The 23,925-nt window shown below is 56.7% G+C and carries 25 protein-coding genes; 12 read left to right on the forward strand and 13 right to left on the reverse strand.

All coding sequences use genetic code 11. The annotated features are described in order from the left end of the window. Positions 1-3: 3 nt before the first annotated feature. The 4 genes from C8N30_RS09110 to C8N30_RS09125 all read right to left on the reverse strand — a co-directional run bounded on the left by C8N30_RS09110 (position 4) and on the right by C8N30_RS09125 (position 4,084). Positions 4-246: a DUF4170 domain-containing protein gene (locus tag C8N30_RS09110; protein WP_025064197.1), complete on the reverse strand. Its 243-nt coding sequence runs from the start codon at positions 244-246 to the stop codon at positions 4-6. A 74-nt stretch (positions 247-320) separates the two neighbouring features. After that, positions 321-1,097, reverse strand: a complete 777-nt coding sequence (locus tag C8N30_RS09115) for a 3'(2'),5'-bisphosphate nucleotidase CysQ (RefSeq protein WP_025064198.1) — start codon at positions 1,095-1,097, stop codon at positions 321-323. After that, the gene (locus C8N30_RS09120; RefSeq protein ID WP_025064199.1) at positions 1,084-2,430 is read right to left on the reverse strand and encodes a TldD/PmbA family protein; all 1,347 of its coding nucleotides are present in this window, start codon (positions 2,428-2,430) and stop codon (positions 1,084-1,086) included. Before C8N30_RS09120 ends, C8N30_RS09115 begins: the two co-directional genes overlap by 14 nt. 118 nt (positions 2,431-2,548) lie before the next feature. Further along, positions 2,549-4,084, reverse strand: a complete 1,536-nt coding sequence (locus C8N30_RS09125; protein ID WP_025064200.1) for a DUF2125 domain-containing protein — start codon at positions 4,082-4,084, stop codon at positions 2,549-2,551. Between the two features lie 195 nt (positions 4,085-4,279). Here C8N30_RS09125 and C8N30_RS09130 point away from each other — a divergent pair, with 195 nt between their 5' ends. Next, positions 4,280-5,029 (forward strand): SDR family oxidoreductase, encoded by a 750-nt coding sequence (locus tag C8N30_RS09130; RefSeq protein ID WP_025064201.1) that lies wholly within the window; start codon positions 4,280-4,282, stop codon positions 5,027-5,029. Continuing rightward, on the forward strand, positions 5,026-5,634 hold the full coding sequence (locus C8N30_RS09135; protein WP_025064202.1) for an enoyl-CoA hydratase/isomerase family protein: 609 nt from the start codon (positions 5,026-5,028) through the stop codon (positions 5,632-5,634). Before C8N30_RS09130 ends, C8N30_RS09135 begins: the two co-directional genes overlap by 4 nt. A 131-nt stretch (positions 5,635-5,765) precedes the next feature. Here C8N30_RS09135 and C8N30_RS09140 read toward each other — a convergent pair whose 3' ends face one another. Further along, positions 5,766-6,083: an HNH endonuclease family protein gene (locus C8N30_RS09140; RefSeq protein ID WP_409373585.1), complete on the reverse strand. Its 318-nt coding sequence runs from the start codon at positions 6,081-6,083 to the stop codon at positions 5,766-5,768. Between the two features lie 65 nt (positions 6,084-6,148). Between C8N30_RS09140 and C8N30_RS09145 the strand changes: the two genes are divergently transcribed. Together C8N30_RS09145 and C8N30_RS09150 are read left to right on the forward strand one after the other, a co-directional pair. After that, positions 6,149-7,486 (forward strand): mechanosensitive ion channel family protein, encoded by a 1,338-nt coding sequence (locus C8N30_RS09145; protein ID WP_037968047.1) that lies wholly within the window; start codon positions 6,149-6,151, stop codon positions 7,484-7,486. Then, complete coding sequence (locus C8N30_RS09150) at positions 7,483-8,661, forward strand: TIGR03862 family flavoprotein (protein WP_025064205.1); 1,179 nt, start codon at positions 7,483-7,485, stop codon at positions 8,659-8,661. Before C8N30_RS09145 ends, C8N30_RS09150 begins: the two co-directional genes overlap by 4 nt. Position 8,662: 1 nt before the next feature. On the opposite strand, the gene C8N30_RS09155 is transcribed toward C8N30_RS09150, so the two are convergent. The 5 genes from C8N30_RS09155 to C8N30_RS09175 all read right to left on the reverse strand — a co-directional run bounded on the left by C8N30_RS09155 (position 8,663) and on the right by C8N30_RS09175 (position 13,889). Next, entirely contained in the window at positions 8,663-9,256 is a 594-nt protein-coding gene (locus C8N30_RS09155; protein WP_025064206.1) for a glutathione S-transferase family protein, read from the reverse strand. Between the two features lie 20 nt (positions 9,257-9,276). After that, the gene (gene holA / locus C8N30_RS09160; protein WP_025064207.1) at positions 9,277-10,275 is read right to left on the reverse strand and encodes a DNA polymerase III subunit delta; all 999 of its coding nucleotides are present in this window, start codon (positions 10,273-10,275) and stop codon (positions 9,277-9,279) included. Next, a complete protein-coding gene (gene lptE, locus C8N30_RS09165) occupies positions 10,272-10,757 on the reverse strand; it encodes an LPS assembly lipoprotein LptE (protein ID WP_025064208.1) in 486 nt (161 codons plus the stop codon). The genes holA and lptE overlap by 4 nt, the downstream gene beginning before the upstream one ends. Then, positions 10,744-13,305, reverse strand: coding sequence for a leucine--tRNA ligase (leuS, locus tag C8N30_RS09170; RefSeq protein WP_025064209.1), 2,562 nt, complete (start codon positions 13,303-13,305; stop codon positions 10,744-10,746). The genes lptE and leuS overlap by 14 nt, the downstream gene beginning before the upstream one ends. Before the next feature lie 86 nt (positions 13,306-13,391). Then, complete coding sequence (locus C8N30_RS09175; RefSeq protein ID WP_025064210.1) at positions 13,392-13,889, reverse strand: DUF3576 domain-containing protein; 498 nt, start codon at positions 13,887-13,889, stop codon at positions 13,392-13,394. Positions 13,890-14,180: 291 nt separating this feature from the next. On the opposite strand from C8N30_RS09175, the gene C8N30_RS09180 reads away from it, so the two are divergent. Next, positions 14,181-15,134 (forward strand): porin, encoded by a 954-nt coding sequence (locus tag C8N30_RS09180; RefSeq protein ID WP_025064211.1) that lies wholly within the window; start codon positions 14,181-14,183, stop codon positions 15,132-15,134. 98 nt (positions 15,135-15,232) lie between these two features. Then, positions 15,233-15,886: a YggS family pyridoxal phosphate-dependent enzyme gene (locus C8N30_RS09185; protein ID WP_025064212.1), complete on the forward strand. Its 654-nt coding sequence runs from the start codon at positions 15,233-15,235 to the stop codon at positions 15,884-15,886. Here the strand turns inward: C8N30_RS09185 and C8N30_RS09190 are convergent. Continuing rightward, on the reverse strand, positions 15,883-16,377 hold the full coding sequence (locus C8N30_RS09190) for a L,D-transpeptidase family protein (RefSeq protein ID WP_025064213.1): 495 nt from the start codon (positions 16,375-16,377) through the stop codon (positions 15,883-15,885). The two genes, C8N30_RS09185 and C8N30_RS09190, sit on opposite strands and share 4 nt — an antisense overlap. Further along, positions 16,374-17,453 (reverse strand): GTP cyclohydrolase II, encoded by a 1,080-nt coding sequence (gene ribA / locus C8N30_RS09195; RefSeq protein ID WP_025064214.1) that lies wholly within the window; start codon positions 17,451-17,453, stop codon positions 16,374-16,376. The genes C8N30_RS09190 and ribA overlap by 4 nt, the downstream gene beginning before the upstream one ends. 166 nt (positions 17,454-17,619) lie before the next feature. Between ribA and C8N30_RS09200 the strand changes: the two genes are divergently transcribed. The 5 genes from C8N30_RS09200 (at position 17,620) to C8N30_RS09220 (ending at position 21,173) form a co-directional block, all read left to right on the forward strand. Beyond that, the gene (locus C8N30_RS09200) at positions 17,620-18,306 is read left to right on the forward strand and encodes a response regulator transcription factor (RefSeq protein WP_025064215.1); all 687 of its coding nucleotides are present in this window, start codon (positions 17,620-17,622) and stop codon (positions 18,304-18,306) included. A gap of 229 nt (positions 18,307-18,535) precedes the next feature. Further along, positions 18,536-19,324: an exodeoxyribonuclease III gene (locus C8N30_RS09205; protein WP_025064216.1), complete on the forward strand. Its 789-nt coding sequence runs from the start codon at positions 18,536-18,538 to the stop codon at positions 19,322-19,324. A gap of 78 nt (positions 19,325-19,402) precedes the next feature. Next, a complete protein-coding gene (locus C8N30_RS09210) occupies positions 19,403-20,320 on the forward strand; it encodes a tetratricopeptide repeat protein (protein ID WP_025064217.1) in 918 nt (305 codons plus the stop codon). Between the two features lie 26 nt (positions 20,321-20,346). After that, positions 20,347-20,991 carry an LON peptidase substrate-binding domain-containing protein gene (locus tag C8N30_RS09215; protein ID WP_025064218.1) on the forward strand — a complete coding sequence of 215 codons (645 nt, stop codon included), beginning with the start codon at positions 20,347-20,349 and terminating at the stop codon, positions 20,989-20,991. Then, positions 20,988-21,173, forward strand: coding sequence for a Trm112 family protein (locus C8N30_RS09220; protein WP_025064219.1), 186 nt, complete (start codon positions 20,988-20,990; stop codon positions 21,171-21,173). The genes C8N30_RS09215 and C8N30_RS09220 overlap by 4 nt, the downstream gene beginning before the upstream one ends. On the opposite strand, the gene C8N30_RS09225 is transcribed toward C8N30_RS09220, so the two are convergent. Further along, entirely contained in the window at positions 21,170-22,432 is a 1,263-nt protein-coding gene (locus C8N30_RS09225; RefSeq protein WP_037968049.1) for an FAD-dependent monooxygenase, read from the reverse strand. The genes C8N30_RS09220 and C8N30_RS09225 overlap by 4 nt on opposite strands. Before the next feature lie 50 nt (positions 22,433-22,482). Between C8N30_RS09225 and C8N30_RS09230 the strand changes: the two genes are divergently transcribed. Then, positions 22,483-23,811: an amidase gene (locus C8N30_RS09230; RefSeq protein WP_025064221.1), complete on the forward strand. Its 1,329-nt coding sequence runs from the start codon at positions 22,483-22,485 to the stop codon at positions 23,809-23,811. Positions 23,812-23,925: the final 114 nt, after the last annotated feature.

Below are 23,925 nucleotides of genomic sequence, written 5' to 3' on the forward strand. Positions count from 1 at the left end.
GGTTTAGCCCAGCTCTTCGGTGGAAGAGGCAGGCGTTGCTTCGTCGCGGAGGCGGTGCAGGTGGGCAATGAAATAGCGCATGTGAGCATTATCGACTGTGCGCTGAGCTTCGTTTTTCCATGCGTCATATGCGGCATCATAGTTGGGAAAAATTCCGACAATATGTAGGTCGTCAACATTCTTGAATGTATTTTCGCTGGGCGTTACCAGCTCGCCCCCGAAAACAAGGTGCAGGCGTTGGGTCATGGCGATAGGTCCTTTGACATTACTTTAAATGTGTTTGCACGGCGCAGACCCATGCCGTCAAGCACGCAGGTCTGTTACAGCAGCGCGTCAAGCAGTGCGGCCTGAATGGCCGAACCGCCTGCGACAACACCGTCAAGCCTTGGGTCGGGATTGTTGAACAGCAAGGCTCCACCGCGCTGATTGGTGATTGTGCCACCTGCTTCGGCGACGATGAGGGCCCCTGCGGCAATATCCCATTCCCAGCTGGGCCTGAGGGTGAGCATACCGTCAAATGATCCCTGCGCGACCAGCCCCAGACGGTACGCCAGAGAGGGGCGATACGCGGGTTTGAAGGGCGGACAGGCACCACTACCCCATACCGTGCCCAGAAGTGCAGGTTTGGCCGCAAGGATACACGCCTGTTCAAAACTGGTCACGGGTGAAGCCGCAATTGGTGCGCCATTGAGAAAGGCACCCCCACCCAAAGCAGCTGTATACAGAAGATCGCGCAGCGGCAGGAACACAACAGCAGCGGTCACCTGACCTCTCTCAGCCACCGCAATTGCATGTGCCCAAGTATCGCCACCTTCGGTAAAACTGCGCGTGCCGTCGATAGGATCAACAATGAACACACGGTCATGCATCAGACGCTTTGCACCATCCTCGGTTTCTTCCGATAGCCAGCCGTAGTCCGGGCGCGCCAGCAACAGCTGATGCTTGAGCATGTCATTGACTGCCAGATCGGCCTCGGTCACGGGTCCCGCACCTCCCGGTTTGTCCCACCGCCTGGCCGATTTCCCGACAAAGCTTGTTGCGACACGACCCGCCATGCGTACTACATCAATCAACAGGGGGAGATCAGCTGCCGGCAATGGTCATACCGGGTATGAGAAGGGAGGGGACGACGCGGCTCAGGTGGGTGCGGGCGTCGTTCGCTGGAATCATGGCCAGCAGCATGTCGCGCAGATTGCCCGCAATCGTACACTCGTTAACCGCATAAGTAATTTCGCCGTTTTCGATCCACAGGCCTGCCGCCCCGCGTGAATAATCACCCGTGTTGGGATTGATGGTCGATCCTATCATGGAGGTCACTAAAAGTCCCGTCCCCATATCGCGGATCAGGTCGGCGCGGCTCGCCTCCCCTTGGGTCAGTTCGATATTCCACGGAGAGGGCGAGGGGCCAGAGCTGGTCCCGCGTGCGGCATTGCCAGTAGAGGGCAGACCGAGTTGGCGCCCTGTGCCAAGGTCCAGCGTCCAACCGTTCAAAACGCCGTCTTCGATCATCGCGCGCTTTGCCGTTGGCAAAAACTCGGCATCGAAGGGACGACTGCCACCAATGCGGGTGCGGTGCGGATCCTCGATCAGCGACAGGCCCTTCGGTAGAACCTGTTCACCCATGGCATGGCGCAGAAACGATGCTCCGCGTGTAATCGCACTGCCATTGATCGCGCCCAAAAGGTGCCCGATTAGCGAACCTGAAATGCGCTCGTCAAACAGAACCGGATAACTTCCGGTGGGCGGCTTGCGCGGATTAATACGCTTGAGCGTTCGTTCCGCTGCAGTGCGCCCGATCTCTGCCGCACTGCGCAGGTCACGTTGGAAAATGCGGCTGTCGCCGTCATAGTCCCGTTCCATCGAATTGCCGGTGCCGGCAATCGCAACACAGCTCAGTCCACGATCACTACGGCGATATCCGCCCGAAAAACCGTTTGTTCCAGCCAGATGCACCTCACGCGCGCCATATCCGGCACTGGCGGACTGAACTTGAGAAATACCATCCACCGCCAAAGCTGCGGCTTCGGCTTGGGCGGCATCTTCTTGCAGCGCGGCTGGATCAGGCTCTGGTGTTGAATCGAATAACTCTAGCGCGTCCGCGTCCCATTCAGTGACGATCTGATCGGCATGGGCAAGTCCCGCATAGGGATTTTCGGGTGCTTCGCGAGCCATAGCAACCGCGCGTTCTGCCATCTCCGACAAAGTGCGCCTCGATGTGTCGGAGGCGGATACGATGGCGCTGCGTTGCCCTACAAAGACCCGCAAACCGATATCGGTTCCTTCTTCGCGCTGAGCTTCTTCAAGCGTGCCGCCGCGTACGTCAACAGACAGCGATGTGCCGCGCACAGCCATGGCATCCGCGCTGTCGGCCCCAGCGGTTTTTGCGGCGTCGAGCATCTGCGCAGTCAGCGCATCAAGGGGTTGGGTCATCATACTCTCCTGATCAGGGCATAGAGGTAGCGGCGCAGGCCTATTCCCGCAAGGGCGCACCCAAAAAGAAAGAGCGGCCAGTCAAAGGCCGCCTTTCCTCTGGCACCACAGTACCGCCTTATTTAATGCGTTGCCCGTTGGCGAGAATTTGACCTGTTTCGTCAAACTGGATTCTTGATTTCAGTGTGTCAGGCTCTGCACCGGGCACAGCAAATAGCCCCATCATCATTCGGGCGCCCATGGCTTGGTCAGCCGGTAGAATCCCCATCGCAGTGAGTTTGTCCATTAGGCCGTTCGCACCGGAGATGTCGATATTGATGTCACCCACGGGCTTTGGAAAGCCAGGCAACGTAAGTTTGTCTGTGTTGTCAAAGGTCAGGTCACCCGTTGCCTCAATTTTTGCACCAATGGCATCCGCAGTCAGGCGGTTGATTGTGAGAGCTTCGACTTCGGCAGGCGCAGCACCTGTCGCGGCCATCTGTTGTGCGACCCCTGAAGATAGGCCATCAACCAGTACTCTTGCCTTTCCGCTTAGATCCAGCACTACCGTCGCAGGATCGCGGGGCAATTGACCTGCGGGATCGAATAATGCCCAGATAATATCGGACATCGTGAAATCGGTCATGTTGAAACCGAATTTGAAATCCTGAGGGGTGGCTGCCTTGAGCACAGGGGCGGTTAATTCAAACCCCGCCTCTGCCATTTCGATGAACAGCGGAAAGGGCAATCCAGCCAACTGTCCGCCGACCTGCACTTCCTTTGCAGCGGTACTGTAGCGGATGCCGTTTTGCCCCATGGCCACAGCCAACTCGGAGCGCGCCGAGGCGGTTTTGATCTTCGTATCGCCTTCTTCCGACGTAACCACGACTTCGGTTTGCGTGCCGTTGACCCCGAAAGTGCCGTCAAAGGAAAACCCCGACTCCAGCAATGGCGCGAGATCCTGCGTCTGCGGCATCACATCTGTGGGCAGCACGCTTATCCCTGAAAACGCCAGTGCAGCCAGCGTGCTATTGAGTGCGACTGCCTCCAGACCGTCCGGGTCCTTGAAAAACACATCATATGTCGCACCGCCGATTTGCATGTTCTGGACGTAGGTGCGGCTGTCGCCTGTGGTCACTTCGGTTTTTGAAGTCAGGTCCGTACCGTTTAGCGCGAATCTCGCGCTGTTCTGATCCAACACATCACCGTCAACCGTGAGTGTGGTCAGTGCCAGACCAAAAGCATCGGCAGTGTAGTCGTAAGCAATTGCAGCAGCATCACCGCGGGCCGTCATTTTATGACCTGTTTGGCTGTAGACAATTTCCATGGTTGCGGGAGGCGTCGCTCCTTCGGCAGGAATATCGATTTTTATGGGCATGCTCTCGGGCATTACCACATCGACACTGCCATCGCCGTTTTCGATAAATCGAAGAGTTCCGAGCTGAAGGATAACTGCCGCGTCCCCCGTTTCGCTGCTCCCCTTTACTGTGATGTCGTTAACCGCCAGTGCGCCGTTACCTGCCGCCTCCGTAGCGCTCACGGAATATCCCATTCCTTCGAGATATGCGCGCCAGTCGCCCCAGATTTCTGCGGCGGTTATGTCGGCAAGTGCGGATGTCCCGAAAAGCGATAGACCCAGAGCGGTTGAGGTAAGAAAGATTCGGTCAATAGACATGTCAGGAAATCCTAGGCTACGAAAGCGACGCCAGCGCGTTTTTGATTTAGCTACTAAGGTCCGCCAAAGCAGGCAAAGGGTCAAGGGGTGCCTCGTCGCACGACCATGTTGGTGCAGGCTGGTCCCTCACGCGATGCCGCGTTAGGTTCAGGCCAGAGATCAAAGACATAACCCGTAAATTCAGGGAGATTACCAATGGATATGACCGGAAAAACCGTAATGATCACAGGCGCAAGCCGTGGTATCGGGGCTGAAGCTGCGCGGGTTTTCGCCAACGCAGGGGCCAATGTGGCCCTGCTTGCCCGCTCACAGGATGATATTGCGGCCCTCGCGGGCGAGATCGGGGAGAGGGCCATCGCGATCCCGTGCAACGTGGCGCGCTATGGCGAGATGTCTGCGGCTGTGGCCACGACAGTTCAGGTGTTCGGCGGCCTTGACGTTCTTATTAACAATGCAGGCGTGGTCGATCCTATCAGCCATCTGGGCGACGCCGATCCCGACGCTTGGGGCCAGCTCATCGATATTAATGTGAAGGGGGTCTTCAACGGGATGCATGCGGCGTTGCCTGTAATGAAGGCGGGCGGTGGTGGTTCGATCCTCACGATCAGTTCGGGTGCTGCACACAATGCAATCGAGGCATGGAGCGCCTATTGCGCGTCCAAAGCGGCTGTAAACATGATGGGCCGTTCCTTGCATCTGGAGGAGGGCGCCAACGGCATTCGCGCGATCGGACTGTCACCGGGCACTGTCGCAACCGAAATGCAGCGCAAGATCAAGGCATCAGGCATCAATCCAGTGAGCCAGCTGGACTGGGAGACACATATCCCTGCCGATTGGCCCGCAAAATGCCTGCTGTGGATGTGTAGTGCGGAAGCGGACAAATACTGCGGCGAAGAAATATCCCTGCGGGAAGAAAACATTCGCCGCGCGGTTGGACTGATATGATCGAACTGTCCAAGGCGAGTGGCATCTGGACTGTCACTCTCAACCGGCCCGACAAGGCGAATGCCCTGACCAAGGATATGCTGCTTGAGCTGTGCGACATAATGGAAAGCGCGGGCGAGGCCCGTGCTGTAATCCTGACAGGGCGCGGCACAATTTTTAGTGCCGGTGCCGATCTTGAGGCGGCGCGTGCCGGACTTGCTGTCTCGGACCTTTGGGAGCGGCTCTCGGGCGCTATCGCGATCTTGCCTGGCCTGACGATTGCGGCGCTTAACGGCACGCTGGCGGGGGGGGCGATGGGTATGGCACTGGCCTGCGATATGCGCATCGCAGTGCCGCCTGCCAAATTCTTCTATCCGGTAATGAAGCTTGGCTTTCTACCGCAACCCAGCGATCCTGCCCGCTTGACAGCGTTGATTGGCCCTGCACGAACAAAGATTATTTTGATGGGTGGCCAAAATATTCTGGCTGAAGAGGCGCTTGCATGGGGCCTCATCGACCGTATCGTAGGGGCTGACGTTCTCGCTGAAACGGCTCGGGCACTGTGCGGCGATACGGTCGCGGCACCACTGCATATCGCCCATGGAATCAAGGCGATGTGCCGGTAACGGCAGCCTTTAAATGAGAGGAACGAACGGCACATCGCAAGCTACGAGAAGCAGGAGAGAGCTAAGGACAAATGCGATGCGCATGGTTTTTTCCTGAATTTGGGATGTCGTTTGCAACGGGTAACATAGTTCTACCGCTTGCGCATACCCCCCGGTATTTTCGACAGAAACCCGGGGGGCCGCTTGCGCACCCATGTCGCGAACTTCGCCAGTCTTGGATGCGCACGCAGAGCGTCAACAGTTCTGTAATCGCGCGCCAGTTCAGCCTCAGTCAGACTGGCGTGAATTTCGCGGTGGCAAATATGATGAAGCAGGACCGTTGGCCCGCCCTTTCCACCTTTTAGTTTCGGGATCAAGTGGTGGGCACTTTGGGGGACGCCCTTGGGGATGGGTCTGTCACAGACCGGGCAAACCGGATCGCTGGTAGTAATGTCGAGAGTGCGCGCCACTTGATCCTCCTGCTCCGCTCCTCCATGAGAGTGGGACGCTAGAACGCATAAGCAAGGCCGCTGGTATGAATTTTGACCTGACGCAATATCCCCCCATCGTCCAGCAAATAGCGGGGTATGCCCTTCAGGGCTTTGATCTCGCAAAGAGCTGGCTGCTGAGCCCGGCGGCATGGTCGCAGTTTGCAATTCTTGTAGGTGCCTATCTCTTGGCAGTGTTGATATCACGTCGCCTGCGTCCAGCATTAAAAAACCTGATCGACCCCGCTGGTCTTCAAAATATATTCACCGCGCCGCGCCTGTTCATTCTGCAATTCCTACCGCTGATCCTGCCGCTGCTGGCCTATGCATTAACAGGTATCGGAGAGCAGGTCGTCCGCTCGATGTTCGACAGCGGCGCAGTGATTGCTTTTGGTAAGCGGCTGTTTTTGTTTCTGGCAGTGCGGGCTTTCGTCCGCGATATTCTCAATGACCCGTTTCTCAAGCTGCTTGGACGCTTCATGTTGCTGCCAATCGCGGCGCTTTATGCAGTGGGCCTGCTGGATCTGGTTAGCTTGCAACTGACGGATACGGTAGTCGGTGTTGGCAATATCCGCTTCTCGCTGATGTCGATTGTGCGCGGGCTGATCGCAGGATCATTGCTTTTTTGGCTGGGTCAATGGTCCAACAGCCAAACCTCGGCGCTGATACAGAAACAAGAAATGCGCCCGTCTATCCGTCAGCTTTTGATTAAAACAGTCGAATTTATGATCTTTGGCGTGGCATTTCTGGTTCTGATGAACGTCATGGGCATCAACCTAGGGGCGCTGGCGGTATTGGGCGGTGCCATCGGTGTGGGTCTCGGTTTTGGTCTGCAAAAAATCGCGTCCAACTTTATTTCGGGTGTTATACTGTTGGTCGAAGGACAGGCCACCGTGGGTGACTACGTCGCGCTGGACGGCGGAGAGCAGGGCAAAATCGTCAAGATGACTGCACGCGCAGCCATTCTTGAGACGTTCGATGGCCGCTGGATCATGGTCCCAAACGAAGATTTTATCACGACACGCGTCGTCAACTATTCTGACTCCGGTTCTGCCAACCGGTACGAGGCCGAATTCTCGGTGAGTTATGACACTGACATCAACTTGGTGCCCGATATTATCAGTACTGCCGTATCCAAGCATCCAGAGGTGCTTCAACTGCCTTATCCACCTGACTGCGAATTACGCGGCTTTGGCGATAGCGGTATTAATTTCGCGGTTGAATTCTGGGTGAATGGTCTTGATGACGGGCCGAACAAATACACCTCAGACGTGCTTTTCATCGTTTGGAATGCGCTAAAAGATAATGGCATCGAAATCCCGTTCCCGCAGCGGATCATTGAAATTAAAGGGGGCCTGCCGATGGCTCCGAAGGAAACGACATGAAACATGCAGTGGTGATCGGCAGCGGTCCTGCGGGATTGATGGCCGCCGAAGTAATGGCACAGGCCGGCATTTCCGTGACATTATGCGATGCAAAGCCATCCGTAGGACGCAAATTCCTGATGGCGGGTAAATCCGGTCTGAACCTGACAAAAGAAGAACCCGAAAGTGCGTTTCACGCGGCTTATACGGATACTACTACATGGCTGGCCCCGATGCTGAAGGCCTTTGGCCCTGATGAAGTGCAAACATGGGCGCAGGGCCTCGGGCAGGAGATGTTCACCGGAACAACGGGGCGCGTGTTTCCGAAAACCATGAAAGCCTCACCACTGCTGCGGGCATGGCTGGCCCGATTGAATGATCTCGGTGTGACGATTAACACGCGCTGGCGCTGGACGGGATGGGCGGGCGCATCCCTTGCTTTTGATACGCCACAGGGTGCACAAACCATCACGCCTGATGCCACGATCCTTGCGCTGGGCGGTGCCAGCTGGAAGCGCCTCGGCTCAGACGGGGCGTGGTATCCTGTATTGCTGGAAAAAGGTTTGCGCCTGCGGCCCTTTGCGCCCGCAAATGCAGGCCTTTCGATTAAATGGACTGATTTTATGGACAAACATCTTGGCACTGCGCTCAAGAGTATTGCGTTGAGCAGTGGTCCATACTCCTCACGCGGCGAGGCTGTCTTGTCTCGTCACGGGCTTGAAGGGGGGGGTATTTATTCGGTGTCACGCGGCGTGCGGGAGGGGCATCCGCTGGTGCTGGATCTGATGCCTGACCTCACTGTGCAGGCGATTGCGCAGAAACTATCCAAACCTCGTGGCAAGGCGACGCTGACCAGTCACATCCGCAAATCGCTCAAGCTGGATGCAGCGAAAATTGCACTCTTGCAGGAAATGGCAATGCCGTTGCCGAGCGCGCCTGCGCACCTTGCGTCGGTGATAAAAGCGCTGCCCGTGCGTCATGGCGGATTGCGTCCGATGGACGAGGCGATCTCGACTGCGGGGGGGATTGCGCAAGCTGCTGTTGATGACGCGCTGATGATCAAAGCCTTGCCGAACACCTATGCTGTAGGGGAAATGCTGGACTGGGAAGCGCCGACTGGCGGCTATCTGATCACGGCATGTCTGGCGACAGGGGCGTGGGCGGGCCGCCACGCAGCGGCGCGATTAAATACCTAGATTAACTTGCGTCGCGTGCACGGGTTGCCTTGAATGCATCGCGCTTTCGCAACTCAGAGGCCCAGCTTGCCAGCCGCTCGTCCACGGGGGCAAAACCCGCACCGATCGACCAGTTGAGACAGTGCACCGCTAAAAGGTCGGGCACGGTAATTTTCTCGCCCATCAGGAAAGGTCCTTTGAGGCGCTCCGACAGGACAGACGCCGAGCGGGCAAATTCCGCCTTCAGGCTGTCCTTGATTGCCGGCACGCGCATATCTTCGGGCCAGACAAAGCTGTGCTTGGCCGCGGCCCATAGCACTGCATCGAATTCATCAATGAGCCAGAACAACATCGCATCCTGCTGCGCGCGTTCGATTGTGCCTGCGGGTGCTGTCAGCATGCCGTGCTTGTCCGCAAGGTATTGCATGATCGCGACTGAATCGGTGAGCAAAGCATCACTATCCATCAAGGCAGGTACCTTACCAGTCGGATTGTATTGCTTGGCCTCGTCCGAGCGCGGGCCTGCAGGAATCAACTCATAGGGCTGGCCCAGCTCCTCCAGCATCCAGATAACGCGAAAGGCACGGGTTTTTACGCCACCGATAACTTTATACATGCTCATTTTCTCCTGGTGGGTTAGCTGGCGCCAAACATGGCCAGTCGGATAAACGTCCGCTCGATGATCGCCATAGACGGGGCGGTCTGCCCTGCCGAGCGTAGCTGTAGATCGGTATCGGTCAGGATACCCAGTGCTGTTTCCAGCTTGTTCACGCCCCAGTCCCGCGATTGACGCTGTACGCGGTCACGGTCACGCACACCCCAGATCGGTGCGCCAGGGGTGCAGGCGGTGCGGTGCAGTGTCCGGAAATGGCGCATGGCCATAATGCTTAGGGTCACGGCGTTGACCCCCTGACTTTGCAAGCGGCTCATAAGCGGGCCGATCTGCGCTGATTTCTTCTCGGCAACGATGTTCAGTATATCATCAACAGCCGCTTCAACAGACGCGGGTGCGCAGGCTGCGATGTCCTGCAGACTTACGGGGGTACCCGCCTCGCTCAGCTTATACAGGGACAGCTTTTCAAGGGTCTGACGAAAATCACCCGGATCAAGGCTTCGCGCGAGATCTTCAAGGGATGCCATGGCTGGCCCATCTGCGCGCAGTTTCGCATCGCTCAGCAAGCGCTCGATTTCGCCGCGGTCCGGGGGATCGTCAAATATGCCCCAGGCATAGGCATTGCGGTGCCCCTCGAATGTTTTGAGTAGTTTGGATGTTTTTTTCAGATCGCCCGCAGTTACTACAATTTGGGCATCACCCGGCTGCCAGTCGCTCAATGTTTCGATTATTATTCCCGAGACCAGCTCGTTCGCGCCCTCGATAAAGGCGGCGCGAGGGCCCGGAAAAAATCCGACCGCCTTTATTGCGTCCATCAGCAGCGCGGGTTCGCGACGCAAATCGCCGGCGGGGATGCGGGTCAGGCGCATCTCCTCTTCAGCGGCGGGGCCCAAGAGTGCTTTGAGATATTCCTGACGCTTGAGCGCCACGCGCATTGCATCGCTGCCATAAATCAAGAGGCCCAGTTTGTCTGGGGGCGGTTTTGCAACAATACCTGCCCCGTCGCGGCGGCCAAGTTTCATACAGGCAGATCCGCAGCGAAGAGACGCGCCGTGATCTGGTCGCCCAGAATGACCATCAGCCGTTCAATCGCGTCGCGTTCGGCCGCGAGGGCGGCAACCGTTGTACCGATGGCGGAATACGCGGTGAAGTTTTCCACCTTGCCCGAGGTCACTACGGTACCGGCAATCATATCGCGCAATGCATAATCCACGCGCCCGATCAGGTTGAAGCGGGTGATGTCACCGGCTGGATTGATAGCAAGGCCTTCCTCGCTGGTGTCGATCGTCAGATCCAACGCATAGCGGGCCGCGTTGTCGCTGCGCCCCAGCCGTGTTTCCAGTTGGCGCGTGAGAAGATAGCCCGCCTGTGTCGACGGCTCAGCGACCAATACCTGATTGCGCAATTTGCTTCCCGTCCCGTCGATTCCGTAGACAGGGGTAAATCCGCAAGCCGCAAGGGCGAGCGGCAGGGCAAGCAAGCTGCGGCGGCTATACAACGACATTTACAATCCGCCCCGGTACCACGATCACCTTCTTGGGTGTTCCGCCCTCAAGGATACGGATGACCGCAGGATGGGCAAGTGCCAGCTTCTCAACTTCTTCCTTGGGCATATCGGCGGGTACATCAATTTCGCCGCGCCGCTTGCCGTTAACCTGAATGGGCAAGGTTACCGTGTCGTCCTTGAGCATGGCCTCGTCCGCCACGGGCCAAGGCGCGGTAGCGATCAGTCCTTCTCCGCCCTGAGTCGCCCAAATATCTTCGGCAAGGTGCGGTGTCATGGGCGACATGAGCTGTGCCAGTGTCAGGACTGCCTCGCGCTGTGCCGCCTTGGATGCGTTGGACTTTTGCAATGTGGCGGTAAAGCCGTAGAGCTTGGCAATGGCTGCGTTGAAGCCAAAGCTCTCGACAGCCATGGTGACATCATGTGTTGCCTTGTGCATCTGCTTCAACAGATCTTGATCGTTCTCGCCATCTGCACCGTCTTGCATCGCGGCGATTCTGGCGCTGATGTTCCATACGCGACCGAGATGCTTATAGGCAGCCTCGGCGCCGGATGCTGTCCATTCCACGTCACGCTCTGGGGGGGAATCGCTTAACACGAACCAGCGGGCAGTATCGGCACCGAAGGAGGAGATGATGCTTAGCGGATCAACCACGTTGTTTTTGGATTTGGACATTTTTGCGGACGGGATGATTTTAACCTCTGCGCCGCCCTGTTTGAGAAACGCCTTATCGCCTTTAACCTCCACCTCTTCCGGGTAATGGAAGACCGGACGGTCATCTGCGCCGACAGAAGTATAAATAGCGTGGGTCACCATCCCTTGTGTAAAAAGGGCGTCAAAGGGCTCAATCGCTGTTTTGGGCAAATGGCCGGTAATCTGCATCGCGCGCGCAAAGAAGCGGGCATAGAGCAGATGCAGGATCGCATGCTCAACCCCGCCAATATATTGGTCGACGTTCATCCAGTATTCGGCGTCCTCCATCACGGTCGGCGTATCGGCATGGGGCGCGGTAAAGCGCGCATAGTACCATGACGAATCGACGAAGGTATCCATCGTATCTGTTTCGCGTTGCGCGGATTTTCCGCAGGCAGGGCAGGGCGTTGTGCGCCACTCGGTGTGCCGGTCGAGCGGATTGCCGGGGATATCGAATGTTACATCTTCGGGCAGTTTGACAGGCAGGTTCTCTTTTTTCTCCGGCACCACACCGCAGTCGTCACAATGAACCACGGGGATCGGGCAGCCCCAGTAGCGTTGCCGCGACAGGCCCCAGTCCCGAAGGCGGAATTTTGTCACGCCTTGGCCCACACCCTGCGATTCGCAGAACGCGATGGCGGCGTCGATGGCTTCAAGGCCGGTCTGCCACTGCTCGCCCGCGAAGCCGCGATTGTAGAATACCTTCTCGGTCTTTGGCGGCACATAGGCTTCGCTTAATTCTTCTGCCGCATCTTCGGACGGCAGATAGGTCGAGATGATGGGAAGGTCGTACTTTGTGGCAAATTCAAAATCGCGCGGATCATGTGCGGGACAGCCAAAAATCGCACCGGTGCCATATTCCATCAGAATAAAGTTTGCGATGTAGACCGGCAGTTCCTTACTGGTATCAAAGGGATGGCGCACACGGATGCCGGTATCCATGCCGAGCTTTTCGCCGGTCTCGATCGCTTCTTCCGTAGTCCCGCCCTTGCGACATTCCGCGACAAAATCCGCGACGTCCTTGTTATCGCGCTCGAGCAGCTTGGCAATCGGGTGGTCGGGCGAGATGCCGACAAAGCTTGCGCCGAGGAGCGTGTCGGGGCGAGTCGTGTAGACTTCGATGCGGTCATGTCCGTCCGGTGCATTTATGGTCGAGAAGGCAAATTGAAGTCCGCGCGACTTCCCGATCCAGTTTTCCTGCATCAGCCGCACTTTGGCGGGCCAGTTCTCGAGGGTGTCCAGAGCGCCCAGCAATTCGTCAGAGTAGTCCGAGATTTTGAAGAACCACTGCGTCAGCTCGCGTCGCTCCACAAGTGCGCCCGAGCGCCAGCCGCGCCCCTGTTCGACCTGCTCGTTCGCCAGAACTGTCATATCGACAGGATCCCAGTTCACGACCGCGTTCTTGCGGTAGATTAATCCAGCCTCGATCATGTCGATAAACATAGCCTGTTGATGCTGATAGTAATCAGGGTGGCAGGTCGCAATTTCGCGGGACCAATCAAGCGAGAAGCCGAGCGGCTTCATCTGGCTCTTCATGTCCTCGATATTCTGGTAGGTCCATGTGCCGGGGTGAATGCCCTTTTGCATGGCAGCGTTTTCAGCTGCCAGACCAAACGAATCCCAGCCCATAGGATGCAAAACATTGAAACCCTTGGCCAGCTTATAGCGGGCAATGACATCCCCAAGGGTATAGTTGCGCACATGACCCATATGGATGCGCCCCGATGGGTAGGGGAACATCTCAAGTACGTAATACTTCGGCTTGTCAGCGGATCGCACAGCCTTGAAAATCTCGCTGCTCTCCCAAACGGCTTGCCAGCGGGATTCGATTTCGGACGGGGTATAGCGGGTCATGAGTGGGCCTTTTTACGCAGGAACGCCGGACGTGTGGTACTCACAAGGTCCGGCGCTGCACTTTAGTATAATGAAAGAAGGAGCGGTTAGAGCTTGTTGTCTGCGATGCGCAATTCGCGGGCCCGTGACAGGATCGCGTCCTCGACGGCACGGCTTGTCGCTTTACTCACGGGTCCACCGCGCGATTGTAGCGCCACGTTGAGGGAGCGGGCATCCAGAGCGGGATCATCAATCAACACAGTTGCGCGATATTCGCGGCCACCACCGGGTGGGGTGCCATAGCCTGTCACGATGACACCGGTGAACGGATCGACCGACTGGACCGGCAGAAAACTCAACACTTCGAGCGATGCACTCCACAGGTATTTGTTAACCAGAACAACGCTTTCGTTGTTTCTCTTGTTAAACAGTGACCAGATCGTGTTTTCAGGATTGGTCTCTATGTTCGACGGGTTTGTAGGATTTGTATATTGGTCGGGGCGTTCAGTTGCGGGTGAACCGAAGCTTCCGATACCTCCGCATGCAGTCAGAACACCAAGTGCCACCGCCAGTATCGTCAAGTTCCGAACCTGCATCTTCGCCATATCCGCCACCTTTTCACCTGTTTTGCTATGCAATACCCAAGCGGGGGCATCTGGGCAAGGTCTATGTACTCTGGCAGGCCCAAGGGGTGACCTGCGAGCCCCCGACTATATACCTATACGCGTGCGAGGGCTGTTTTGATGACTGTGGCAAAGCTGCACCAACATTCGCCACATTGTTCTTCGGGTGGTCGGTTTGCTTGCTAAAGCATCAGTGTGGGCGCAAAAGAAGCTCATACCTAGATCGGAATTCACCGGTCAGGTCCTTATAGATTTCCAACCGAGGGAAAACTCATGAAAAAAGTTCTCTTCGCAACAACAGCTCTGGTCGCCACAGCTTCAGTTGCAGCAGCAGACGTTACATTCTCCGGCTACGGTCGTTTTGGTATCGCATACATCTCCGACAACGGCACAGGCGATAGCGACACAAACGTAACAAGCCGCTTCCGCCTGCAGATCGACGCGACAGCAGAATCTGATGCCGGCGTTACAATCGGTGCGCGCGCTCGTATCCAGCAGGATGCAGACGACGCAGTATCTGTTGACTCGCTTGGCGCAGACAGCGATGGCGACGGCGTTGCAAACTTCCGCTCCGACCGTCTCGGCTCCGGCATCAACGGCGTACGTTTCTTCGCACGTTCCGGTGGTCTTGAAGTAGGTGTTGGTAACATCTTCGGCGCACTCGAGTTCATGCCTGGTCAGTACCCGATCGACCTTGGTCTGACCGGTCACAACTATGACTACACAGCATTCAACTTCGGCGGCGACGCATACGACTCCGACGAAGAAGGCGCTGCAGGCTCCAACGGTGTAGAACTGATGTACTCCGTAGGCGACTTCTCGGCACACATCTCGGCATCCGATATTGGTGACCGCGTTGCAGCCTATGTTGCTTACACATACAGCGGCATCACATTCGCACTCGGTGGCCAAGACTCCGATTTCGCAGGCGACACAGAGCTGACAGCAACTGTATCCGGTACATTCGGTATCGCAGATGTTGCTCTGGCATATGCTGACAACGGCACAAAAGGCGATCACATCGTTCTGGCAGGCCGCGTAGCAGTAGGCGCAGCGACAGACATCGAAGCGTACATTGTTGACGCCGACCAGTGGTCCGAAACCGGCTTCGGTATCGACTTTAACCACGACATGGGTGGCGGTACATCCTTGCGCGGCGGTGTGTCCACAGGCGGTTCGCTTGGTGATGAGACACTCGTAGACATGGGTGTTCGTTTCAACTTCTAAGTTGAATGAACTTACCTGAATGATTTGGGGCAGACTTCGGTCTGCCCCTTTTCTTTTGTGCATTGCTGTTATCTTTAGGCGGAACACAGGAGGCCCTTATGCCATTGCATGACATCAAAGATAAAATCGCCAAAGCTGAAAAAAACGCGGGCCGAATTGCCGGTTCAGTAACTCTCATTGCCGTGAGTAAGGTACAGCCCAACGCACGGGTAAAAGCGGTCCTTGATGAAGGGCACCGCGTCTTCGGCGAAAACAAGGTGCAGGAAGCTGCGGCTAAATGGCCCGATTTCCGCACGCAGTACGACGGCATCGCGCTGCACCTGATTGGCCCGTTACAAACAAACAAGACGCGACAGGCGATGGAATTGGCAGATAGTATCCACACGCTCGATCGTCCCAAGCTGGCCAATACCCTCGCACGTCTGGCGCAGGAGATCGGGCGCTGTCCTGAATTATTCATTCAGGTGAACACCGGCGAGGAGGAGCAGAAGGCAGGGGTGATGCCCGCAGATGCCGATTCCTTCATCAAGGAATGCCGCTCGCTCGACCTTCCGGTTCAGGGGCTGATGTGTATTCCCCCTGTGGAGGAAGAGGCGTCCCTGCATTTCGCCCTGCTTGCGAAAATCGCTGAACGCAACGGACTGGACGGCCTGTCGATGGGCATGAGCAGTGATTTCGAAAAAGCGATTGCTCTCGGGGCGACCCACATCCGCGTAGGCTCTGCCATTTTTGGGGAGCGTGTTGCGACCTAAGGAACAATCAGGCGCGTGCGATATCTGATCCGCCGCGCGATCTCATGCAGGTGCGGCCGCGAGAAGGCGATGCACCCCTCTGTAGGATAGCCTGGCCTGCGGTATTGGTGCATAAAGATCGCCGAGCCGCGCCCCCGCACCGCATAAGGCCAGTTCCAACCGGTGAGAATCACCAGATCATAAAGCGGATCAGAACGGCGCAGCCGCTCATGACTGTGAGGATAAGGCGCGCGGACCATCATATTATAGTCCTCATCGGCAGGATCATCAGACCAAAGGTCCGGCGGCCCTATAGGTTTTGCCCAGTCAGCCGGTTTTGCGATGCGGTCAGGGCGGTAAAGCATCCCCACGATGGCATGGGTTCCGCGGGGTGTGGCGCCGTCACCCTCGCGCTTGCGGTCCGATATGCCGCCCTTGCCGATCGTGCAGGGCCACAACCGCCCCTGAAACCGTATCCCTTGCGGGGTCAGCACCATGTCGTCTGGTGTCACAGCAGATGCCCTGACTTGGCAGCTTTCGTGGCCAGATAGGCTGCGTTATGCCGATTCTCACCCACGCTCAGTGGCACACGCTCTGCCACCCGCACACCGCATTGCTCCATCATTTCGACTTTGCGAGGGTTATTTGTCAGCAGGCGCACAGCTGAGAACCCCATCGTTTTGAGAATATCGGCGCCGAGCCTGAAATCCCGCTCATCGTCTTCAAATCCAAGGCGGTGATTCGCTTCGACGGTATCAAAGCCTTGATCCTGCAAGGAGTAGGCCCGCATTTTATTGGCAAGACCGATCCCGCGCCCTTCTTGGTTGAGGTATAGCAAAATGCCATGCCCTTCGCTTCCCATCTGGGCTAATGCAGCACGCAATTGCGGTCCACAATCGCACTTCAGGCTGCCCATGAGGTCACCGGTAAAGCAGGCCGAGTGCAAACGGCACAGCACCGGCGCGCTCCGATCAGGACGCCCGATCTCGATTGCGTAATGCTCCTCGCCGCCGTCTTCAGGACGAAAGATGTGCAAACGTCCCGCTTCGGAGACCTCCATCGGTAGGCGTGCATTTACTACGGAATGAAGTGGGCTGCGGATTTGCAGGTGCGCGGTTGCTGCCGCGCCGTCTATCGCCGTCAGGCCGTGCGTCCGCGTGAATGCGACCGAATCGATCAGGTCGATCACCACTGCGGCCGGCAGCAGCCGCGCCGATTTCACAAGGTTCAGTGCCGTATTGTGCAGGGTGGCATCACCGCCGCGCATCGCGCCCAGCGGCCCCTTCATTGGCGCACGAAGGTCATCGGCGGGGTCGGCGATGCTTTGGACCCACTTCAATGTCGCATCCTTCGGCAGTATAACCCGCGCGAGATCTCCGTCATATGCCCTTGCCTTTAGAGTTTGTGCCCGTCGCGCTGTGATTGCCAGAACGGCATCGCCTTGCAAGGTCATCACATCGGCCAGACGCTCTTCCGTCAATGTTTCTGCCGCGAGCACAAGAATATCTCCTAGCACGACAGGCACGCCCATACGTAAATCAGCCCGTGCACGGGCCAGTGTTTCGGTAACATCGGGGGAAAAGGACATGGCTATTGTTACAACTCATCAGTTCAGTTGAGTAATATCTAGGTCATGATCCCGTGAATTGAAACATTTGACAGTGTTGTGACACGTGCCTGTGACAACGTGGGCAGGCCCCTTGCTGATTGACGCCACGTTCATATGTTTAACTCAACACAACGGAGACCGCACAATGGCACAGCTCAAGAAGATTCTGCTTGTAGATGATGATGAGGACTTGCGCGAAGCGTTGAGCGAACAGCTCATCATGACGGAAGATTTTGATGTTTTCGAAGCTGGTAATGGCGCAGAAGCCCTGAGCCGAGCGAACGAGATGATCTATGATCTGCTCATCCTTGATGTAGGCCTGCCTGATACGGACGGTCGCGAGTTGTGTCGTCTGTTGCGTAAGCAGGGGATCAAGAGCCCTATCATGATGCTCACAGGTCATGATGGTGATGCCGATACGATCCTCGGGCTGGATGCAGGCGCGAATGATTACGTATCGAAACCGTTCAAGTTTCCCGTCCTGCTTGCCCGTATCCGGAGCCAGCTGAGAACCCACCAGCAGTCAGAAGATGCAATCTTCCAGCTGGGCCCCTACACATTCAAGCCCTCAATGAAAATGTTGATTACCGAGGACGACAAGAAAATTCGTCTTACGGAGAAAGAAACCAACATTCTCAAATTCCTGCACCGCTCGGCAGAGGGTGTCGTGGCGCGAGACGTGCTTTTACACGAGGTCTGGGGCTATAACGCGGGCGTCACTACCCACACCCTTGAGACACACATTTACCGTCTGCGCCAGAAGATCGAGCCTGACCCTTCGAATGCGCGCCTGCTGGTAACGGAATCAGGCGGTTATCGATTAATGATTTAACGACGGGAACTTTATTTATCTTTCCGTGTTACACTAATACCAAGCGGGCTTTTTTCATGAGTTTCCCCCTAGGTTGACCCAAACGATGAATGGCTGGGACGAGTGCCATTCTACCTCCCTGTTGGACTTGGCCGGGCCTCTGTGCCCGGTCTTTTTTTGCGCTGATTTTGGTGGTTGCCGGCCATACCCCGCGATAGGGTGCAGCGACGTTTACAGCAGGAGCATGCCTATGTCTTTCACCCTCGCCACATGGAACATCAATTCGGTACGCCTGCGCGAGCCGATTGTGTGCAAGCTGCTGGCAGAGGAGGGGCCAGATGTTTTGTGCCTGCAAGAGTGCAAAAGTCCGGTTGATAAGATCCCGCTGGAGCAGTTTGCTGCCCTTGGTTACACCCACATGGTAGCCGAAGGGCAAAAGGGGTATAACGGAGTGGCGATCCTGTCCAAGCTTCCATTGGAAGCTGCCGGAGCGCACGATTTTGCGCAGCTGGGGCACGCTCGTCATGTCGCGGCAAAGTTGTCAAACGGGGTGACCATCCACAACTTTTATGTGCCCGCCGGGGGGGATGTCGCTGACCGGACGGTAAACGAGAAATTCGGACAAAAAATGGATTACCTTGCTCAAATGCGGGATTTTTTCCATGCTGACGCGCCGCAGAAATCGATCCTTGTAGGTGATCTGAACATCGCGCCGCGCACTGATGATGTCTGGGACCACAAAAAGATGCTCAAGGTGGTCAGCCACACCCCTGTCGAGGTTGAAGCCCTGAGCCAGACACAAGATGCAGGCAAATGGGTCGATATTACGCGTCAGGATATTCCAGATGGCCTGCTCTACAGCTGGTGGAGCTATCGGGCCAAGGATTGGGATCTTGCGGATAAGGGGCGCAGGCTAGACCATATATGGGCCACGCCCGACATCTCGAATGCAGGCCATGGTAGTCGCGTGATCCGTGCCGCACGCGGCTGGGAAAAGCCCTCGGACCACGTACCTGTTTTTGCAACTTTCGATCTTTGAGGGTAGTCCTCTTTCAAACAGCACTGGGGGCCACATATAACTCCCAACCGTTCAGCACAGCATAATAGGACCGATGACATGATGGATCTCAACCTTACCGCCGCAACCCCCGCAGCCGATTTGATAAAAGACACCACCGAAGCCACATTTATGGCTGATGTAATCGAGGCTTCGCAGGAGACGCCGATTATTGTGGATTTCTGGGCGCCTTGGTGTGGCCCATGCAAAACGCTGGGTCCGCAACTTGAGGCGGCTGTCGTCGCTGCCAAAGGCGCCGTGAAAATGGTTAAGCTGAACGTGGACGAAGCACAGGCCATTTCAGGCCAGCTTCAGATTCAGTCCCTTCCTACTGTCTATGCTTTTTGGAAGGGCCAACCGGTCGACGGATTTCAGGGCGCGGTACCGCAGTCCGAGATTGCTGATTTTATCGGAAGGGTGATTAAGGCCGCTGGCGGCGAATCTCCTGCGGACACCCTAAACGACGCTGTGGAAGCGGCAGAGGAGATGTTGGGCATGGGCGAAGCAGAAGACGCGGCACAGACATTTGCGGCGATCCTCGGCGAGGACCCGATGCATGCGGGTGCTTACGGTGGAATGGTACGTGCGCATATCGCCATGGGTGATCTGGATCAGGCCGAAGGCTTACTCAACGGAGCACCGATCGAAATCTCCAAAGCGCCCGCACTGGAGGCTGCATTTGCCCAATTGGAACTTGCGCGGCAGGCCGCTAACGCAGGGCCGGTAGCCGAACTGGCTGCAGCGGTCGAGGCGAACGAAGGCGATCTTCAAGCGCGGTTTGATCTGGCGCAGGCACTTTATGCAACTGGCGATGCAGAAGGCGCGGTCAGCCATTTGTTAGAGCTGTTCAAGCTGGATCGTGAATGGAATGACAGCGCGGCCAAAACCCAACTTTTCACCATCTTTGATGCGTTAAAGGCCAATGATCCGGTCGTTCTGAACGGACGCCGTAAATTGAGCTCGATGATATTTGCCTGAACCACTTGGCGCGCTAGATAAAGCTCATGATAAAAAAAGCAGACCTCCCCGACACGATCCCGATTTTCCCGCTCGGCGGGGTGTTGTTGCTTCCGCGATCACGGTTGCCGTTGCACATATTTGAGCCGCGGTATTTGCAGATGATCGAGGATGCGTTGAAAACGTCAACCCGTCTCATCGGGATGGTTCAGCCAAATATCGTTCCGGGTCGTAGTGGTCCGGGGTTGCATACCATAGGGTGCGGGGGGCGCATCAGCCAGTTTTCCGAGACCGAGGATGGCCGGTATATGGTGACGCTCGCAGGTATATCGCGGTTCCGTGTCGTTAGAGAAGTGGAAGGGTTCACTCCCTATCGCCGGTGCGACGTATCTTGGGACGGTTTCGATCTTGATTTGGAGGCGGAAGAAACCGATGCCGCATTCAAACGCAAACCGTTTCTGGATGCATTGGGCCGGTATTTCGAGGTGCGTGGGCTGTCGGCAGATTGGGAAACGCTCAAAGATGCGGATGACGAACTGCTGATCAATTCGTTGTCGATGATGCTGGATTTTGATGCAGAAGATAAGCAGGCGCTTCTTGAGGCACCCTCGCTCAGCACGCGGCGGGAAACCCTTGTGACGCTGATTGAATACGCTTTGCGCGGCGGTGGTGAAGGCGAGATGATGCAATGAGTGACACAGTCGTAGAATTTGACCGCCGCATGCTTGAGGCGCTGATATGTCCGCGAAGCCATCAGACATTGCGATATGACGCGGATCAACAGGAACTCGTCTCGAAGTCGGCGGGTCTGGCCTATCCTATCCGCAATGGCATTCCCGTAATGCTTATCGACGAAGCACGCGTGCTCGATTAAAGCGGCAGACCGCGCATCAGGCGGGGCAGCTCGCCATTCAGGCCAGCCGCTTCGCGGATAAACGTGCGGCGCAAACCAGGCAACGCACCGATAACGCCCATGCCGATATCACGTGCCATCCTTGCAAAAGCATTATCGTTCGAAAACAGCCGGTTAAAACTGTCCGTGGCAAGGGCAAGTGCGGCATTGTCGAATCTCCGCCATTCCTGATAGCGCGCGAGCGCGACAGCGGCACCAAAATCCTCACCGCGACGGTGGGCATCGACGATGACCTCACAAAGCGCCGCAATATCGCGAAAACCTGCGTTCAAGCCCTGACCGGCAATCGGATGCACGCCGTGGGCACTGTCACCAACCAGAGCAATACGCGGCGCGACCATAGTGTGGGCCAGCGACAGGCTGAGCGGGTAGGTATAGCGCGCGCCGGCCAGTGATATTTCACCAAGGAAATCACCAAAACGGGGACGGAGAACATCCAGATAATCTGCGTCTGCCAACGCATGAATAGCTGCAGCGTTCTGGGCGGTTTCTGACCAGACGATCGAACTGCGATTGGCGGTCAGCGGCAGAATAGCCAGCGGTCCGGGGGGCATAAAAAACTGATGGGCAATCCCGTTGTGCGGAAGTTCATGCGAGACAGCACAAACAAGGGCTGTCTGCCCGTAGGCCCATCCCGTACGCTTGATTCCCGCCCTTTCTGCAGTGCCGGATCCGCGCCCGTCCGCCCCCACGCACAGGCGTGCGCGCAGACGTTTTCCCGACGCGAGCACGAGGGTAATGCCGGTCATATCAGCCTCTTGCGCGATTACCTCTTCGCCACTCATCATTTGCACATCTTTGCTGGCGACCACCGCATCCATCAACGCACTGCGCAGGTGACGGTCTTCGACCATATGCCCCATCGGGCCTTCTTCAATTTCAGCATGGTCGAAGTGCATGAAAAACGGCGACGGGCCTTCTCCTGCGCGCCCGTCTGTTACTTTGATCTCGAGCATGGGTTGGGCGTGGTCTGCAATAGCTTCCCACATGCCTATCGCCTCCAGCATTCGCACCGAGGTAAGTGCCAACGCATAGGAGCGTCCGTCAAACCCAGCGTCGTTGCGTATGGCGAAAGGCAACGCATCAATTATCGTTACACGCAGCCCACTGGCAGCAAGAGCGAGGGCAAGGGCAGGGCCGTTGAGCCCGCCGCCGATAATGGCGATATCTGTATCAAATTTCATGCCACTGAATATGGCGGCTGGCGGGGGATTGTCCATGCGCCCATGCGCCGCTACCGTTGTTTCAAACAGATATTAAGGAGCGCGACATGCAAGATTGGCTCAAGATGACAGCGGCGGACCTTGGCCGCGCGATCAGCGCGGGAGAGATCAATCCCGTCGATCTCTGCGAGGCATATCTTGCAGCAATAGATGCGCACCCGCTGCGGGACCGGATTTATGCCCGCGTGACTCACGCCCGCGCGCGCACCGAGGCCAAGTCCGCGTCCGAGCGTGCCAAATCCGGCCGCCGCCTGTCATTGCTCGATGGCGTGCCGATCAGCTGGAAAGACCTGTATGATACAGCGGGTATTGTGACCGAGGCGGGTACAATGCTGCTGGAAGGGCGGGTGCCGGGCTATGATGCGCTTGTACTGCAAAATGCGACTGCTGCAGGTTTGGTTTGTCTAGGCAAGGTCCATATGAGCGAGCTTGCCTTCTCGGGTTTGGGTTACAACCCGTCCACCGCTACCCCGCCTTGTGTGAATGATGTAGATGCCGTGCCGGGGGGGTCATCGTCCGGCTCCGGAGCTTCTGTCGCATTCGGTCTCGCCGCAGCGAGCATCGGTTCGGATACTGGCGGATCTGTCCGAATCCCTGCAGCATGGAACGATCTGGTCGGGCTTAAAACGACCCATGGCCGCCTCAGTCTTGAGGGGGTTGTGCCGCTGGCCCTTAAATTCGACACGATCGGGCCTTTGTGCCGTTCGGTGGAGGATGCGGCATTGCTCACTGCCGCGCTTGAGGGAAGCAAGCCACCCGATTTGCGCGGTGCATCACTCATAGGCCGCCGCTTTGCGGTTATGCAGACTGTAATGATGGATGGTGTTCGTGATGCGCCCAAGGCTGCTTTTGCACAGGTCGTGGCGAGGCTGGAAGCGGCAGGCGCACAGATTGACACGATTGAAGTGCCCGCAGTGCAGGAGGCGCTAGATATATCTGGGCCTCTAATTACCTCTGAGGCATATGGCCTCTGGGGAGAGGTCATCGAGGCGCATCCCGAAAAAATGTACGATGAAATTCTACAACGGTTTCGTTTAGGGCGTGAGCATTCCGGTCCCGATTACGTCGCCGCTTGGGCCAAATTGGATGCTGCGCGGCATGCCTATGATATGGCGACAGCCGGATACGATGCTATTCTCGCACCGACTGCGCCGATCTTGCCGCCAAATCTCGCGCGTCTGATCGACGATCACAATTATTATGTAAACGAGAACCTGTTAGCCCTGCGCAATACCCGCATCGGAAACCTGTTGGGTTTATGCGCACTGACTTTGCCGACTGGGGTGCCAAGCTGCGGATTCATGCTGATGGCCGCACCTGATTTCGACAATGCTTTGCTGCGTTTGGGCGCAGCGGTAGAGGCGGCGATCGCATAAGGGACCAAAAAGCCACAAGAGCCGCATATAACTTGGAATTTTCCTAGACGTCAGAGGCCTATCTAAGCTACCTTGTAACAAACGGGGCATTAATGATCCCGATCCGAGGCAGTA

Source organism: Sulfitobacter guttiformis (assembly GCF_003610455.1).
GTDB classification, from domain to species: domain Bacteria; phylum Pseudomonadota; class Alphaproteobacteria; order Rhodobacterales; family Rhodobacteraceae; genus Sulfitobacter; species Sulfitobacter guttiformis.

Excerpts from the sequence above, each read along its gene's own strand:
- C8N30_RS09110 (WP_025064197.1), bottom strand. The coding sequence starts at position 246 with ATGACCCAACGCCTGCACCTTGTTTTCGGGGGCGAGCTGGTAACGCCC.
- C8N30_RS09120 (WP_025064199.1), bottom strand. The coding sequence starts at position 2,430 with ATGACCCAACCCCTTGATGCGCTGACTGCGCAGATGCTCGACGCCGCA.
- C8N30_RS09125 (WP_025064200.1), bottom strand. The coding sequence starts at position 4,084 with ATGTCTATTGACCGAATCTTTCTTACCTCAACCGCTCTGGGTCTATCG.
- C8N30_RS09130 (WP_025064201.1), top strand. The coding sequence starts at position 4,280 with ATGGATATGACCGGAAAAACCGTAATGATCACAGGCGCAAGCCGTGGT.
- C8N30_RS09135 (WP_025064202.1), top strand. The coding sequence starts at position 5,026 with ATGATCGAACTGTCCAAGGCGAGTGGCATCTGGACTGTCACTCTCAAC.
- C8N30_RS09145 (WP_037968047.1), top strand. The coding sequence starts at position 6,149 with ATGAATTTTGACCTGACGCAATATCCCCCCATCGTCCAGCAAATAGCG.
- C8N30_RS09150 (WP_025064205.1), top strand. The coding sequence starts at position 7,483 with ATGAAACATGCAGTGGTGATCGGCAGCGGTCCTGCGGGATTGATGGCC.
- C8N30_RS09155 (WP_025064206.1), bottom strand. The coding sequence starts at position 9,256 with ATGTATAAAGTTATCGGTGGCGTAAAAACCCGTGCCTTTCGCGTTATC.
- holA (WP_025064207.1), bottom strand. The coding sequence starts at position 10,275 with ATGAAACTTGGCCGCCGCGACGGGGCAGGTATTGTTGCAAAACCGCCC.
- lptE (WP_025064208.1), bottom strand. The coding sequence starts at position 10,757 with ATGTCGTTGTATAGCCGCCGCAGCTTGCTTGCCCTGCCGCTCGCCCTT.
- leuS (WP_025064209.1), bottom strand. The coding sequence starts at position 13,305 with ATGACCCGCTATACCCCGTCCGAAATCGAATCCCGCTGGCAAGCCGTT.
- C8N30_RS09175 (WP_025064210.1), bottom strand. The coding sequence starts at position 13,889 with ATGGCGAAGATGCAGGTTCGGAACTTGACGATACTGGCGGTGGCACTT.
- C8N30_RS09180 (WP_025064211.1), top strand. The coding sequence starts at position 14,181 with ATGAAAAAAGTTCTCTTCGCAACAACAGCTCTGGTCGCCACAGCTTCA.
- C8N30_RS09185 (WP_025064212.1), top strand. The coding sequence starts at position 15,233 with ATGCCATTGCATGACATCAAAGATAAAATCGCCAAAGCTGAAAAAAAC.
- ribA (WP_025064214.1), bottom strand. The coding sequence starts at position 17,453 with ATGTCCTTTTCCCCCGATGTTACCGAAACACTGGCCCGTGCACGGGCT.
- C8N30_RS09200 (WP_025064215.1), top strand. The coding sequence starts at position 17,620 with ATGGCACAGCTCAAGAAGATTCTGCTTGTAGATGATGATGAGGACTTG.
- C8N30_RS09205 (WP_025064216.1), top strand. The coding sequence starts at position 18,536 with ATGTCTTTCACCCTCGCCACATGGAACATCAATTCGGTACGCCTGCGC.
- C8N30_RS09210 (WP_025064217.1), top strand. The coding sequence starts at position 19,403 with ATGATGGATCTCAACCTTACCGCCGCAACCCCCGCAGCCGATTTGATA.
- C8N30_RS09215 (WP_025064218.1), top strand. The coding sequence starts at position 20,347 with ATGATAAAAAAAGCAGACCTCCCCGACACGATCCCGATTTTCCCGCTC.
- C8N30_RS09220 (WP_025064219.1), top strand. The coding sequence starts at position 20,988 with ATGAGTGACACAGTCGTAGAATTTGACCGCCGCATGCTTGAGGCGCTG.
- C8N30_RS09225 (WP_037968049.1), bottom strand. The coding sequence starts at position 22,432 with ATGGACAATCCCCCGCCAGCCGCCATATTCAGTGGCATGAAATTTGAT.
- C8N30_RS09230 (WP_025064221.1), top strand. The coding sequence starts at position 22,483 with ATGCAAGATTGGCTCAAGATGACAGCGGCGGACCTTGGCCGCGCGATC.